Source organism: Ureibacillus thermosphaericus (assembly GCF_012396605.1).
Classification (GTDB): Bacteria; Bacillota; Bacilli; order Bacillales_A; family Planococcaceae; genus Ureibacillus; species Ureibacillus thermosphaericus.
On the sequence record NZ_JAAXPW010000007.1, the window covers coordinates 37,805 to 51,465 of the forward strand.

Genomic DNA, 13,661 nt, shown 5'->3' on the forward strand with positions numbered 1-13,661 from the left:
TGCTTTGAGCAGTCTTTTTATTCATGCAAAAAATTAATAAAGGTAACAGTAGATGGTATAAAAACAAATAAATGAACCACATTAATGGTAAATGCTATTAGTGGGAGTATATGTATGAGACGATTTTATCGAAAAGTGCCTAGAAAAAATTCAACAAACAAGCATCAAAATAGCATAAATACTCAACATACACAAAATGACATAAATGGTATTCAACAAGAAATAAATGTGCAACAGTGTCAATGTAACCCTCAGTTTCAGCAAAATCAAAAGGCTCAACATATACAAGGAACACGAAACAATTTAAATAATGAAAATGTTGGATCGCAACATAGTCAAGATTATCAACATACTCAAAGCAGTATTCAATCAAATCAAAATATACAGTTTCAACAAAGTATTCAGTGCCAATGCCATCTAAAAAATCATCAGTTACAAAACCAAACTCAAACACAAAACCATAACCAGTCTCAAGACAATGTTCAATCGCAGAACCAAAAAACATCACAAAACCAAAGTCCATCTCTTAAACAAAACGGCAATGCGAATTCAAATGCAACACAAACCAACAACCAGAATGTATCAATGGAAATACACGTGCCCATATATAAAAAAATGAATAATAATATTGAATTCATTAGAAGGTTATTAGGGAATCCGGATGATTTAGTGATTCGTGAATTAACGCTAGAAACTTTTAACGACAATCATGAAAATGAACAAGGAGATTGTCCGAGCAGTCGAAGTGGACATGATGACGGGAACTTGCCTATTCAAACTTTAAGCGATCCAGAGAATAATGATAGCAAGATAAATCAACTAAACATTATAGATGAACGACCTTTAGAAAAAGCCAAACAAAAAAAACAAAAAATTCATTGTAGTATTTTATATCTCAGTGGATTATCAAACACAAATATTATAAATGACAATATTTTAAAAACTCTTCAGAGGAAAACAAATGAATTTAATGGGGACATACTTGATCAAATTTATCAAGAAATTATCGCTGTTACAGAAACAAAAAGAGTTAATACCCTTGAACAAGTGGTACACGCACTGTTATCAGGGAGATCCATTTTTTTAATAGATGGAAAAATGACGGCTCTAGATATGGGGACTGCCGGTTCCGAGAAACGTGCCCTTGATGAACCGCAGTCGGAGGCGCTTATTCGAGGGCCACGCTTAGCTTTTATTGAAAGTATTGAAACAAATTTAACATTAATCAGGCGAGAATTAAAGGACCCTAACTTACGTTTTAAAATGCATGAAGTTGGAAGGCGTTCTAAGCAAAAAATTGCCGTTTGTTATGTGGAAGGAATCGTTAACCCAGACATTTTAGATGAGGTCAATCGAAGACTTAAAACAATTGATATAGACTTTGCACCAGATTCTGGAGTTATCGAACAATGGATTGAAGATAGCTTTCTATCTCCATTTCCGCAATTACTGGATACGGAAAGACCTGATCGAGTGTCTTACAATCTTATGCAAGGAAAAGTTGCCATACTAGTCGATGGAAGTCCTTTTGCTTTGATTGCTCCTATTTCATTTGTTGATGCTTTTTTAACGATTGAAGATTTTAGTCAAAGATGGATTATTGCTACATCGATGAGATTGTTAAGATATTTTTCAATGTTTATTGCATTATTTTTACCTGGTTTATATGTTGCATTAATCTCTTTCCATCCTGGAATGCTGCCAACACAATTAACAATCTCGATTGCAGCCACTAGAGAAGGGGGACCGCTTCCAGCGATTGTAGAAGTTCTATTAATGGCGGTAACTTTTGAAATCTTGCAAGAAGCGAGTATACGGCTTCCAAAAGTAATAGGTCAAACAGTAGGTATTGTTGGAGGTATTGTGATTGGAGATGTTGCAGTAAGTGCAGGAATCGTGGGTCCCGCATTAGTAATTGTTACTTCTCTAACTGCTATGAGTTCGTTTACTATACCGAATTATAGCATGTCCATTGGTTTACGTATTTTGAGATTCATTTTTGTCATCGCGGCATCCATATTTGGGTTATATGGGATTATCTTAGTGCTTATTATGATTTGTATTCATATTGTTAATTTAAAAAGTATGGGTACACCTTACTCTGGACCATTTGCCCCTTATTTCATAGACGCTTTGAAAAACACCTTTATTCGCGCGCCAATTATGACGCTTAAAAAGCGCCCACCCTATTTAGAGCCAATAGATGATCAAAAAGTAAATAGTGGGGGTCAACGACAATGAATCGGTCGCCTGATTATCAAGGAATTGTTAGTGATAGAGATATTTTAATAACAGTGATTACAAATATTATTGGAGTATTAACGTTAACTTCTCCGAGAGTAGTTGCAGAAGTAACAAATTCTTCCGATGGTTGGATAACTGTCTTACTTGGCGGCATCATAGCGAGTCTTTGTGGATGGTTTATTGCAAAAATTGCTTCATCCTTTCCGAATCAATCGTTTTTAACTTATACGTCTTATTTACTATCGAAACCTGTTGCAATCGTGATGACATTAATATTTTCATTACAATTTTTTATGACAACAGTTTTTTATGTTAGGGAATTAGCGGCCCTTTCACACCAATATTTGTTTGACCATACGCCTCAAGAAATTATTTCATTAACATTTTTGTTCGTTGTTATTTATGCGGTATCTGGTTCTCAGGCCGGTATTTTCCGTTTAAACGTGTTATTTTTTCCGATTTTAGTAGTTGGATTATTTTTAGTAATTTTTCTTTCGATAGGGTTAATAGATTGGGAAGGATTTCTTCCGTTATTTCAAACGGACTTTGAGGGGTATTTGAAAGGGACATATTTTAGCGTCGTTAATATGTTAGGATTTGCAATTGTCTTTTTTTATATTGGACTTGTAAAAAATCCGCGAAATACGCCCAAAATGACTGCTTATGGAGTATTGGTAACAATGGGTTTCAATTTGGTTATTTACCTTGTATGTGTTGGGGTTTTTGGAAATACGACGATGAGGAATATGTTCTTTCCGACCTTCGATTTGTCAAGAACGGTTGAAATTCCTGGAGGTTTTTTTGAGCGGTTTGATGCGTTTCTTTTTTTGTTTTGGACAATCATTTTTTTTACGACAGCTACGATGGCTTTAGATGTGACAGTCATGACACTTAGAATGGTTTTTAGAAATTTCAAAAAGATAAATGCAGTAATCATGTTGTCACCAATTATATATTTTACAAGCATGGTTCCGAAAAGTTACTTAGATGTAGTCTCTTTTAATCGCCTCCTTGGCCATTTTACAATTATATATTTTCTATTAGTTACCATACTTTTAGGGATTGCATTCAAGATTAAAGGTGGGAATTCAAGTGAATAAATTGAATGCGATGCTAATTTTGGTGATGTGTACTTTAATTTTGGCAGCTTGCTGGGATCAAATTGAAATTGAAGAAAGAGCTTTTATATTTGGAATGGCTATAGATGCAGCAGACAAAACTGAAGTCAAATTAACCCAACAACTTGTTGTTCCTGAAAATATGGCAACCGTTGCTGCAAATGCTGGGGGTGGTGGAAAAGCCTATCGGAACCTTTCGAGCACTGGAAAGACCATTTATGAAATTAATTTAGATTTAGCAAAACAGGCAAGTCGTTCAATAGATTCAACCCATTTAGGTGTGATTCTAGTTTCTGAAGATATCATGAAACAACCAGGGCGTTTTAAAGAACATTTTGATGTATTTTTTCGTGAAAAACGCATGCGTAGAGGCATTAAGTTAGCGGTTACAAATGGGTTAGCAGAAGACTTACTATATGTTGAAGCGGAACATGAAAAAATACCAGCAGAATATATAAAAAATTTATTAGAAAATAAAAAAAGATTGGATGTTACTGATTTGGTGAGAATTGGAGATATCGATGAAAAACTATATGAAGAGACAAGTTTCCCTTTACCATACCTAAAAAAAATTAGTTCCACAGTCATTGATTATGAAGGAATAGCTATTTATAACGGTAAAGAAGAGCGGATGGTAGGAGTATTGAAAGGAGATGATGCGAAAGCGTTAAGTTATATTAGAGGTTTAAAAAATAATGGTTCCATTAATACAGAAATCGATGGTGGGCCAATGACGATTGAAATTCTTACGATAAAAAGAAAAATTACTCTAACCAATAATGATCCAAATAACTTACAATTCTCTATCAAAATTCAAATTAAGGGAGCAATTGCAGACCAGTCTGGTTGGGAAAATTTAAAGGAATATGAAGTGTTAAATAAGTTTTATAAAAAAACGAGCGAGAAAATTGAAGAAATGGTTAAGAATACAATTAATAAACTGCAAAATGATTTTCAAACAGATGCCATGGGATTGGGGGAGTATTTAAACCGTTATTATCCAAAAATATGGAAGGAAGTACAAGATGAATGGGATAATGGGAAAAATTATTTCTCAAAAAGTGATATCGATTGTGAAGTGAAAATCGTAATCGAGGAACCAGGAAGCATTAATAAAACAACATCTAAATGAGGTGATGCACATGAAATTTATTATCGAGCATTTACCTTCAACATATGTAATTGTTTGCACAGTTTTCGCATTTTTAGTTCCTTTTACTGTGTACAAAATTAATGAAAAAATTCATATTGTAATGGATCCACCTTGGAAACAAGAGGAACGGTTAAAAGGAAATAATGAAGAACTGCAAGATAATTAGAAATTGCTCATCGGAATTTCGGAAGAAAAGGAGCATTTCATGATTTACTATATAGGCATTACAAAAGATAACCATTTAGAAAAAGGAGATTCAATAAATAATATTGACATTACCAGTTATAAATGGTTTTGGGTAGATTTTAGCGAACCGACAGAAGAAGAAATGAAGCATTTATCAAATACCTTCCACTTTCATCCTTTAGCAATAGAAGACTGTGTACAAGATCTTCAAAGGCCGAAATTAGATTATTTTAATCATTACACCTTTTTCGTTACTCATACAGTTCGTGAAGAAAACGGTAGACTAATTAAAGAGGAGCTAGATTTTTTTGTAGGAGAATCGTTTATTGTTACCTTTCACAAACATCCTTCTGTAGAAGTTACAAAAGTATGGAGTGAATTGCTTGCTCAAACTTCAATCGAACAATGGGATCCGTATTATGTATTTTATGAATTATTAGATAAAATTGTCGATCATTATTTTCCTATTATCTATAAAATAGAAGATGAACTTGAGAAAATTATTATACAAACAGGCATTCAACCGATGAATAGCTTGATGGAAGCTAGAAATATGCTTTTACAGTTGTTGCATTCTGTCAATCCTATGAGGGATTTATTATATCGCATGTTAAACTCTCATCATTTGAATTTAAATCAAATTGACGAGAGAAGAGAATACTTTTCAAATATTCATGACCATCTATTAAAATTATCCGAAATGGTCATGTCTAATCGAGAAGTAACGGCAGATATTCGTGACAGTTATATTTCCTTAAATGCACATCAAACCAATAATGTCATGAAACTACTGACAATTATTACATCTATTTTTGCCCCATTAACATTTATTGCAGGTATTTATGGGATGAACTTCAAAAACATTCCTGAATTATCTTGGAAATATGGTTATTTTGTAATTCTTTTTATCATGTTTCTCATTGGAATATCGATGCTCTTGTGGTTTAAAAGAAAAGGCTGGTTCAGATAATATCCTGAATTATTTCATTTTCATGCCGATAATAATGAGCACGATGCCTGAAAATAGACAAAGCATTTTTAAGAAAGAAATTTTTTCAGAAAGTCCGCTAATTCCTATTCCAGTTGTCACTATTAAGATAGTTGGACCAACTAACGCTAACATTGAATTGAGCATCAATGCTTTTTCTAAATCATTGGACCTCCACATCAGTGTGGCAATTGATAATTCGATACTTCCAGATAAATATCTTAATAACACCATATAAAGAAGTGCACTTTCCAATTCGTCATCCTTCCACTGTTTCTTGGAAAATGATATGCTTGGCCAAGAAATATTATTAACAATTGGTGAGATTATGATTGAGCTATCTACGTTGGATGAAATTAATTCTTTTATTGAAAGAAACCCACTCACTTTTCTTTACTTTTCACGAATGAATTGCGGGGGTTGTCATGCACTACTTCCTCGGGTAGAGGAAATGTTAAAAAATTATCCTAGAATCGCTTTTGGGTATATAAAAGTAGATGAAGTGGAGGAAACAGCAGGACGCTTTTCGATATTTACAGTGCCTGTACTACTGTTTTTTGTAGAAGGAAAAGAATCTATTCGAGAAGCAAGATTTGTGCACATGGATATTTTAAAAGAAAAATTAAATAAAATTGTGCAATTGTATGAAGAAAAATAGTAAAGAAAAAAGGAGGCGTTCCAATTTGACGTCTCCTTTTCCTTTTTATAGCTTGTTCACAAGCGCATGTATTGTTTCTTTTAATTCATCATCGTGATCGGAAAGTTGAATTAAGTTAGCAAGGCGCTCTTTTAAAATATGGCGTTCAATAACTTGTTTTTCGTCAAGTACGCTTACTAACAATTCGATAATTAAACGGTCACGAATGTCTAATGCTTCATCTACGCGTTCAGGTGTAATTTTGGCATTTGTATTCAATGCTTTGCTACCCATTTTTATTCCCCCCTAAAATCTTTCCTATAGTTCATAGTACCATAATATTATACTTTTTTGGATATTGAAATATATTTGAAAAATGGAATTTTAATGGAATTGGTGCACTAGTTTTATCCATGATAAAAATTTTGCTATTTTAAAAGGGTTTTAAAGAAGTATTTAGAATATATATTTGTAGAAAGGAGTTGGGAGAAGTGAGAGGAATTATAAACAACAAAAAAAGAGAAATTTCAGTTGATGATGCATTAGCTTTTTTGCGGGAAGCGAAAGTTGCTCATGTTGCAACAGTAGGAGAAGACGGCTATCCTTATGTCATTCCGTTTGTTTTTGTTTATGAAGAAGGGAAAAAATTGTACTTGCATATAGGCAATTTAAGAGAAAGTCATTTTTGGGAAAATGTTAAAAAGAATCCGCGGGTAAGTATTGAAGTTTGTGAAATGGGAGCTATCGTTCCTGGAAAGAAATACGCTTGTCAATCGGCTTTAGCTTATACAAGCGTCGTATTATTTGGGAAGATTCATCGAATTGAAGATGAACAAAAGAAAGAATGGTTTTATGATTGCCTTTGGAAAAAATATGGCGATCCACATTGGCAATTTGAAAAAGGTGGTTATCCTGCTTTGCCAAAAACTGAAGTATTTGAAGTAGACATTGAAAATATTACAGGAAAATTAAGTGAAGCTTTAAGTCATTAGTAGTTGTGATTAACTTGCATGAAACCGATTGAGGGCTAATCGCAATTCGTTTCATTCGAAAAAATAGCCGCAGACATTTTACGATTGTAAAATGTTTACGGCTTTTTCGAATTTATAGCCTTCCTTAAAGAGCTATTTGAAAAGAATATTTATTTTATGTATTTTATTCTATATCCCCACACTTTTTGGCTAATTCATATAATTTGTTTTGAATATAATGTTCGATTCTTTTTTGACCCTCTGAAAAATGTTCATTTTCTTGAAATGAAATTGGCTCATCAGCAATAATCAGTCGATTTTTTTTGCTTACGTGTAAAGGTACAAAACGAACGTGTTGGCCAGTTTCTTTAAAATAATATTTTTCAATATATAGGTATCCTTCATACATTGCCTTTGTTTCGTTGGAAGTATTCGTGTAGTCAATCGTTGGATAAATGACGATGCTTTCGCCTCTTTTCAACGCTTCCACAGAAAGTTGAAACGTATTTACTATTTTTCTAGATCCTCTATACACAGGAATGCCTTTGCCGGATTTCAACAGGTTAGAAATAATAAATGAAAGGGGATATGCACATAGTTTTGCGATTGTTTTATTCATTCCCATTCTTTTTGTAAATGTGTAGTCCACATATTGTTGATAGCATGATTTACGGTCTAAAAAAACATGTAAAATCCAAGTTCGCAAACTTTTCGGAAACCATAAATATATAATAAATGGATTAAAAAGATTTTGATGGTGTGAAATATAAACAACAGGCTCTTGAGTATTTTCAGGAATTTCTACTTTATAGGTAGGGTATATTTGACGAATAATCCATTGAGAGATTAGGAAGAACTTACCGTAAAAATTAGATACCATGTTCTTCACCTTCATCCAGCTTCTTATTTGCAAAAATTCCAGAAATAATCATTGTAAAAATTTTTAAAGAATCTTTTATAGGGTGATAATAAGAGCTTCTATTTTTGTTGATGTATATAGTTTGAATAGGGATTTGCTTGATAGGAATTTTCTTTTTGGCGGCAGCAATTAACATGTTCATTTCATATTCGTAACGTTCTCCTTCTAAAGCAAGGAGTGAAGGAAGTATTTTTATAGGAATGCCACGAAGGCCTGTTTGCGTATCTTGAAGATGAATTTGAAATAATGCTGTAAATAAATAACTAGTAATTTTATTTCCAATATAACTTCTAATCGGGACATTTTTTTGGTCAAAATTTCGGACGCCAAGAAGAATGGCATCTTGAACATCACTGAGTAATTCAGCAATGTTGATGACATCTTCAATGGAATGTTGACCATCTGCGTCAGCAGTTATCACCCCGTCCACATGACAGTGCTTCAAAACGTATTGAAATGCGGTTTTTAATGCACGACCTTTGCCCTTATTTTTTTCATGAGTCAGCACGGTGCAATTTTGTATTAATCCAATTTGATGAAATATTGCATTGCAACTAGTCATACTTCCATCGTTAATTACGACAATCTGTGAAACATTATGACTTTTTAAATCGTATATATAATCGATTAAATCATGAGTTGGATTCAAGGCGGGAATGATAACGCAGACTTTATTCATATCGTCCCTTCCTTTCTAAACCGTTATGTTGACTTCAAATCTTTCAGCAAATTTGAAGTAGAAATTTTTAAATATATGGATTCTAATATTAGTTTTCCAAGTTCATAAAAAATCTTATATTCATGTATATTCATAAGTTTGAATTTCATTCCAAAAGAATGAAAAATAAGGTGACTCTAGTTAAACAGAATAAAATTTTAATAAAGTTTTCTTTTGCTTGAAAATCAATTATGTGTAATAGAAAATTTTGCACATTAACTACGTATTGTTAGGCATAAGTTATAAAAATAAGTATTATTTTTTGGAATGATTACCTATTCAATATTGTTTAAATAAAATGAAAACGATGGATTTTATGTGTGAGGGTGATATTGTGGAGAGGGATTTAAAGATTCTGCTATTAACGGGGAGCTATGGAAATGGTCATTTAAAAGTATCAAATACTTTAAAAAATACATTCTTTAACTATGGCATTACAGATGTAATAGAATCTGATCTTTACTACGATTCTCACCCATTATTAACAAAGGCTTCAAAATATTTATATATAAAGAGTTTTAATTATGGTCGGAAAATCTATGGATTACTATATTATGGCGGTAGAAGAAATAAAAGGTATTTCGATATTGAATTTATGAATACTTATGGAATGAAAAAACTGATGCGAATGGTTGAGACAGTAAAGCCAGATATTATAGTGAATACATTTCCAATGCGAGTTGTACCAGAATTAAAAAGAAAAACAGGTATTCAATTACCCATTGTAAATGTGATTACAGATTTTCAAGCTCATAAAAATTGGATTCATGATTATATAGACCGATATTATGTGGCAACTGAAGATTTAAAACAAAATTTAATAAACGCTGGAACACCTGATTATAAAATTAAGGTCACAGGAATTCCAATTGAAGAAAAGTTTGAACGCTCAGTGGACCGAAACGATCTTCTTGAATCTTATGGTTTAGATTCAAAAAAGCCTGTAATTTTAATTGCAACGGGAGCTTATGGAGTAATAAAAGATATTGAAGGAATTATGGAGAAATTATTGCAGCATGACAATAATCAAATACTCGTCATATGCGGGAAGAATGAGGAGTTGAAAAATAATCTATTAGAAAAATTTTCCGAAAATCAAAATGTTAGAATATTTGGGTACACGAACAAAATGGATGAAATGATGAAAATGGCTACCGTAATGATTACAAAGCCAGGAGGAATTACGTTAAGTGAAGCATTAGCTGTTCAAGTACCGCTGTTGCTGTATCAAGTAGTGCCTGGTCAAGAGTTGGAAAATGCAAATTACTTTCAGTCTAAGGATGCGGCAATTATTGTGAATCAACCTGATGATTTAGTTATGTCTGTACTTCAGCTAATTGGAGATGAAAACCATCGAAACCGGTTAATTGATAATATGAAAGAAATATATTGCCCAAGATCAGCTGAAGTTATTTGCGAAGATGTTATTTCATTAGTTGAACAAAAACACCAATTTAATCGATTTATCGGATAAAAGGAGGATCAACAAGTAGAACCTCCTTTCAATTTGTAAAATTTTAGATCATTTTTAATAATGCTTCTTCTCCGGTCATTCCTTTAACAATTCCCATTTTTTCGGCTTCAGTTGTAACAGATTCGAGCGGAGCTTTTAATAATTCATCAATGGTTTTTACCCCAACTGCACGACCTGCAATAATTTTTCTGTCAGCTAACCGAGTGTTCAATAGTTCAACATCTAGCGCACCACACATAATGTACCCAATTTCATTCGAGATTGTTAATAAAGTTGTTTTCGGCAAGTGAACAGTGACGGCAGTGTACATATGTCCTTGTAATTCAATGGGTTCAATTGAGATCAACCACATCGCTCCTTTCTTTAATAAAATATGGAGCGACGAAAAAAATGTTCAAATGGTGTCGAAGAAATTTTATGTCCATTCTAAGTGTGTTGCAAAATAAATGAAAATATTAGGAAAGCATAGTTGTTTGCTGAATTTTTCATACTAACAATGATTTCACTAAGGAAATCGACCATGATGAAAGAGGTGATTGCCGATGAGTAAGAAGGAAGTTTTTCCGAAAGCTCTTCGAAATCAAAACTTAAAGCCGAAATATCAAAAATCTCAAATTAACGGTCAAACGGAAATATCACTTCATAACCAAATTTTGAGAACGGATGCGAAGGCAAGGCAGTATTAAAGAGCATCATGGCGCCCTAGTGAAAGTGCCCGGAACTTAGTTTCCGGGTTTTTTTCAGATATTTTTTCAAAAAAGTAGCGATTTGTGTATAAATATTTGTAAAGCAGTCATAATAAATAATGATTTCACAAGACAATCCGACATGATAAACAGGAGGGATTTCCCGATGGAAAAGATCAAAGACCAATTTGATTCTGACACTCCGCCGAAAACTCGTCAAGGTGAAGGAAAGTCCATTGTTCAAAAGTAAATTGAATATGGAGTAACACCGAAGAGTTTCTGAATTCATGTCGTGATTTGTGAAATCGAGGCCCGGAACTTAGTTTCCGGGTCAATTTTTTTTTTATCAAATAGGAAAAAGACAAATAAGAGATGAACACAATATGCTCATTCCCTTCCATAACAATCCCCTATTTGTAGGTCCATTCTCCAACTATTGCGCTGTTTATGATTTATCCATCTCAAATAAACAATATTATTTCCATTGCAATTCATTACATATTGATTAAATACGACCTAAGACTGAAAAGAATATATTTCTTCGGGCGGTTTAATGGTGTATGTAATGTCGTTAGAATGGAGGTATATTTACAAAGGAGAAAGTCGAGATGGAAAAAGTATATTTATTATTTACCGATACTGGAACGCTTTTTACGAGAATGATTAAGCTTTATACGAAAAAAACTTATAATCATGCATCCATTGCATTTGACTCAAATTTTCAGGAAGTGTACAGTTTTGGAAGAAAATATCCAAATAATCCATTTATCGGCGGTTTTGTAAAGGAAGATTTACGTAGTACGCTTTTTTTAAAAAGTAGAGGAGCTGTATATAGCATTTGGGCTACAAAAGAACAAATTGCTCGTATGAAAGAAATCATAAAATCTATTGAAGCAGAACAACAAAAATATAAATACAATTTAACAGGGCTTATTACATACACTTTTAATAAACCATCACATCGAAAAAATGCTTATTTTTGCTCTCAATTTGTTGCTCACGTTTTAAAAGAAGGGGCGAATTATGAATTTCATAAACCGATTTCTCTGATTTCCCCTTATGATTTACAGTGTTTAACGAATTTGCAGTTGGAATATGAAGGACCTTTATTTCATTTAATAATGAACGAAAATCGAATGAATGATTTATATCGATATAATGTTGGATAAGGGAAACTTTACTTGTCAGTCTAGTTTAGCAATTGTTGTATCTCTGTATGAAATATAAAACCTGTAACAAAATAAATATAGCCAAATATTGTTTGTGAGGTGCAACAATGGAAAATATCAATGAAATTCCAAGAGATGAAGGTATTGATCATAGCCTAGCACTTTTAAAAGAAGGGTATGAATACATTTTAAATCGCAGAAAAAGCTTGCAAACCAATATTTTTGAAACAAGAATATTGGGGAAAAAGGCGATATGCATGGGTGGGAAAGAAGCGGCACAATTGTTTTATGATCAAACAAAATTTCAACGTCAAGATGCTGTTCCAAACCGCATCATTGAAACCTTATTCGGGAAAAATAGCGTTCAAACCCTTGATGGAGTAGCTCATCGACATCGCAAAAAAATGTTTATGAATGTCATGACAAAAGAAAAAATAAATGAGTTTTTAGATATTGCAAAACTTGAATGGGAAAAAGCATTAGATCAATGGAGTAAAGAAACAGAAATTATTTTTTATGAAGAAATGAAAACGCTGTTATGTAAAGCGGCATTTAAATGGATTGGGTATCCTCCCCATGAAAAAGATACGGATATATTGATGAAGGAAATAGGAGCGATGTTTGAAACGCCTATCGCATTTGGCCTGCAACATTGGATAGGTAGAAATAAAAGAAATCAATTGGAAAAAAAGATGGAGAAATTGATAGAAAAAATACGCTCCAACGAAGTACAAGTACAAAGTGAATCGATATTACATCAATTCGTATTTTATAAAGATTTAGATGGAAGTTTGTTAGATGTAGAAACAGTGGCAGTTGAGATTATTAATATTTTAAGACCTATTGTTGCGATTTCCATCTATATTAATTTCATTGTAATGGCATTATCCCAATTTCCTCACGAAAGAGTAAAATTAAAAAATACGCCTGATTATATCCACTTATTTATTCAAGAAGTAAGACGTTTTTATCCTCTTGTTCCTGTTGCTGCAGCAAAGGCTAAAAGTAGTTTTACTTGGAACGGATATGCATTTCATGAAGGGACGCTCGTTTTATTGGATATTTACGGTACTAATCATGATCCGAATATTTGGGTAAATCCCGATGAATTTCAACCTGAACGTTTTGCCCAATGGCAGGATGACCAATTCAGTTTCATTCCGCAAGGCGGCGGAAGATATGAAACAACCCATCGTTGTCCAGGTGAACAACTAACCATTGAAGCGATGAAATTAAGTTTAGAGTATTTGTTAAATAAAATGGATTATGAGATTCCAGAACAGGACATGTATATCACGATGGATACGATACCAAGTATTCCTAAAAGTAAAGTGATATTAAAAAATGTTAAGCGATTAAAAGAAAGCATTCATTAGTAATAAGAAGCCTCAAAAGTTT

The 13,661-nt window shown here is 32.9% G+C and carries 16 protein-coding genes; 11 read left to right on the top strand and 5 right to left on the bottom strand.

The annotated features are described in order from the left end of the window. Window positions 1-114: 114 nt before the first annotated feature. The 5 genes from HF990_RS15050 to corA are packed head-to-tail and all read left to right on the top strand — an operon-like array spanning window position 115 to window position 5,671. Window positions 115-2,241: a spore germination protein gene (locus tag HF990_RS15050; RefSeq protein WP_247595835.1), complete on the top strand. Its 2,127-nt coding sequence runs from the start codon at window positions 115-117 to the stop codon at window positions 2,239-2,241. After that, a complete protein-coding gene (locus tag HF990_RS04665) occupies window positions 2,238-3,344 on the top strand; it encodes a GerAB/ArcD/ProY family transporter (protein ID WP_168412090.1) in 1,107 nt (368 codons plus the stop codon). The genes HF990_RS15050 and HF990_RS04665 overlap by 4 nt, the downstream gene beginning before the upstream one ends. Beyond that, complete coding sequence (locus HF990_RS04670) at window positions 3,337-4,494, top strand: Ger(x)C family spore germination protein (RefSeq protein ID WP_168412091.1); 1,158 nt, start codon at window positions 3,337-3,339, stop codon at window positions 4,492-4,494. Before HF990_RS04665 ends, HF990_RS04670 begins: the two co-directional genes overlap by 8 nt. A 10-nt stretch (window positions 4,495-4,504) precedes the next feature. Continuing rightward, window positions 4,505-4,681, top strand: coding sequence for a hypothetical protein (locus HF990_RS04675; protein WP_168412092.1), 177 nt, complete (start codon window positions 4,505-4,507; stop codon window positions 4,679-4,681). A 39-nt stretch (window positions 4,682-4,720) separates the two neighbouring features. Continuing rightward, window positions 4,721-5,671, top strand: coding sequence for a magnesium/cobalt transporter CorA (corA, locus tag HF990_RS04680; RefSeq protein ID WP_096550151.1), 951 nt, complete (start codon window positions 4,721-4,723; stop codon window positions 5,669-5,671). A gap of 9 nt (window positions 5,672-5,680) precedes the next feature. Here the strand turns inward: corA and HF990_RS04685 are convergent, their stop codons facing one another. Then, entirely contained in the window at window positions 5,681-5,944 is a 264-nt protein-coding gene (locus tag HF990_RS04685) for a YqhV family protein (RefSeq protein ID WP_409373609.1), read from the bottom strand. A 34-nt stretch (window positions 5,945-5,978) separates the two neighbouring features. Between HF990_RS04685 and HF990_RS04690 the strand changes: the two genes are divergently transcribed. Beyond that, window positions 5,979-6,347, top strand: coding sequence for a thioredoxin family protein (locus HF990_RS04690; RefSeq protein ID WP_184656218.1), 369 nt, complete (start codon window positions 5,979-5,981; stop codon window positions 6,345-6,347). 45 nt (window positions 6,348-6,392) lie between these two features. Here HF990_RS04690 and HF990_RS04695 read toward each other — a convergent pair whose 3' ends face one another. Next, window positions 6,393-6,620, bottom strand: a complete 228-nt coding sequence (locus tag HF990_RS04695; protein WP_096550153.1) for a phosphate-starvation-inducible protein PsiE — start codon at window positions 6,618-6,620, stop codon at window positions 6,393-6,395. Window positions 6,621-6,817: 197 nt separating this feature from the next. Here HF990_RS04695 and HF990_RS04700 point away from each other — a divergent pair, with 197 nt between their 5' ends. After that, window positions 6,818-7,318, top strand: coding sequence for a pyridoxamine 5'-phosphate oxidase family protein (locus HF990_RS04700; protein WP_096550154.1), 501 nt, complete (start codon window positions 6,818-6,820; stop codon window positions 7,316-7,318). Window positions 7,319-7,481: 163 nt separating this feature from the next. Here HF990_RS04700 and HF990_RS04705 read toward each other — a convergent pair whose 3' ends face one another. Both HF990_RS04705 and HF990_RS04710 read right to left on the bottom strand, forming a co-directional pair. Beyond that, window positions 7,482-8,177 (bottom strand): lysophospholipid acyltransferase family protein, encoded by a 696-nt coding sequence (locus tag HF990_RS04705; protein WP_016839059.1) that lies wholly within the window; start codon window positions 8,175-8,177, stop codon window positions 7,482-7,484. After that, a complete protein-coding gene (locus HF990_RS04710; RefSeq protein WP_016839060.1) occupies window positions 8,167-8,895 on the bottom strand; it encodes a glycosyltransferase family 2 protein in 729 nt (242 codons plus the stop codon). The genes HF990_RS04705 and HF990_RS04710 overlap by 11 nt, the downstream gene beginning before the upstream one ends. A 373-nt stretch (window positions 8,896-9,268) precedes the next feature. Here HF990_RS04710 and HF990_RS04715 point away from each other — a divergent pair, with 373 nt between their 5' ends. After that, window positions 9,269-10,408, top strand: coding sequence for an MGDG synthase family glycosyltransferase (locus HF990_RS04715; RefSeq protein ID WP_168412093.1), 1,140 nt, complete (start codon window positions 9,269-9,271; stop codon window positions 10,406-10,408). 43 nt (window positions 10,409-10,451) lie between these two features. Here HF990_RS04715 and HF990_RS04720 read toward each other — a convergent pair whose 3' ends face one another. Further along, on the bottom strand, window positions 10,452-10,754 hold the full coding sequence (locus tag HF990_RS04720) for a YunC family protein (RefSeq protein WP_016839062.1): 303 nt from the start codon (window positions 10,752-10,754) through the stop codon (window positions 10,452-10,454). Window positions 10,755-10,950: 196 nt separating this feature from the next. Between HF990_RS04720 and HF990_RS04725 the strand changes: the two genes are divergently transcribed. From HF990_RS04725 to HF990_RS04735, 3 genes are all read left to right on the top strand, one after another. Continuing rightward, entirely contained in the window at window positions 10,951-11,094 is a 144-nt protein-coding gene (locus HF990_RS04725; RefSeq protein ID WP_016839063.1) for a YpzG family protein, read from the top strand. Between the two features lie 608 nt (window positions 11,095-11,702). Then, complete coding sequence (locus HF990_RS04730) at window positions 11,703-12,263, top strand: hypothetical protein (RefSeq protein ID WP_168412094.1); 561 nt, start codon at window positions 11,703-11,705, stop codon at window positions 12,261-12,263. 107 nt (window positions 12,264-12,370) lie between these two features. Further along, the gene (locus tag HF990_RS04735) at window positions 12,371-13,639 is read left to right on the top strand and encodes a cytochrome P450 (RefSeq protein ID WP_168412095.1); all 1,269 of its coding nucleotides are present in this window, start codon (window positions 12,371-12,373) and stop codon (window positions 13,637-13,639) included. Window positions 13,640-13,661 lie beyond the last annotated feature (22 nt).

What these genes read in the sequence shown, in the direction of transcription:
- HF990_RS04690 (WP_184656218.1), top strand. Translation starts at nt 5,979, where the DNA reads ATGCTTGGCCAAGAAATATTATTAACAATTGGTGAGATTATGATTGAG.
- corA (WP_096550151.1), top strand. Translation starts at nt 4,721, where the DNA reads ATGATTTACTATATAGGCATTACAAAAGATAACCATTTAGAAAAAGGA.
- HF990_RS04730 (WP_168412094.1), top strand. Translation starts at nt 11,703, where the DNA reads ATGGAAAAAGTATATTTATTATTTACCGATACTGGAACGCTTTTTACG.
- HF990_RS04725 (WP_016839063.1), top strand. Translation starts at nt 10,951, where the DNA reads ATGAGTAAGAAGGAAGTTTTTCCGAAAGCTCTTCGAAATCAAAACTTA.
- HF990_RS15050 (WP_247595835.1), top strand. Translation starts at nt 115, where the DNA reads ATGAGACGATTTTATCGAAAAGTGCCTAGAAAAAATTCAACAAACAAG.
- HF990_RS04675 (WP_168412092.1), top strand. Translation starts at nt 4,505, where the DNA reads ATGAAATTTATTATCGAGCATTTACCTTCAACATATGTAATTGTTTGC.
- HF990_RS04735 (WP_168412095.1), top strand. Translation starts at nt 12,371, where the DNA reads ATGGAAAATATCAATGAAATTCCAAGAGATGAAGGTATTGATCATAGC.
- HF990_RS04705 (WP_016839059.1), bottom strand. Translation starts at nt 8,177, where the DNA reads ATGGTATCTAATTTTTACGGTAAGTTCTTCCTAATCTCTCAATGGATT.
- HF990_RS04665 (WP_168412090.1), top strand. Translation starts at nt 2,238, where the DNA reads ATGAATCGGTCGCCTGATTATCAAGGAATTGTTAGTGATAGAGATATT.
- HF990_RS04695 (WP_096550153.1), bottom strand. Translation starts at nt 6,620, where the DNA reads ATGGGTAGCAAAGCATTGAATACAAATGCCAAAATTACACCTGAACGC.
- HF990_RS04710 (WP_016839060.1), bottom strand. Translation starts at nt 8,895, where the DNA reads ATGAATAAAGTCTGCGTTATCATTCCCGCCTTGAATCCAACTCATGAT.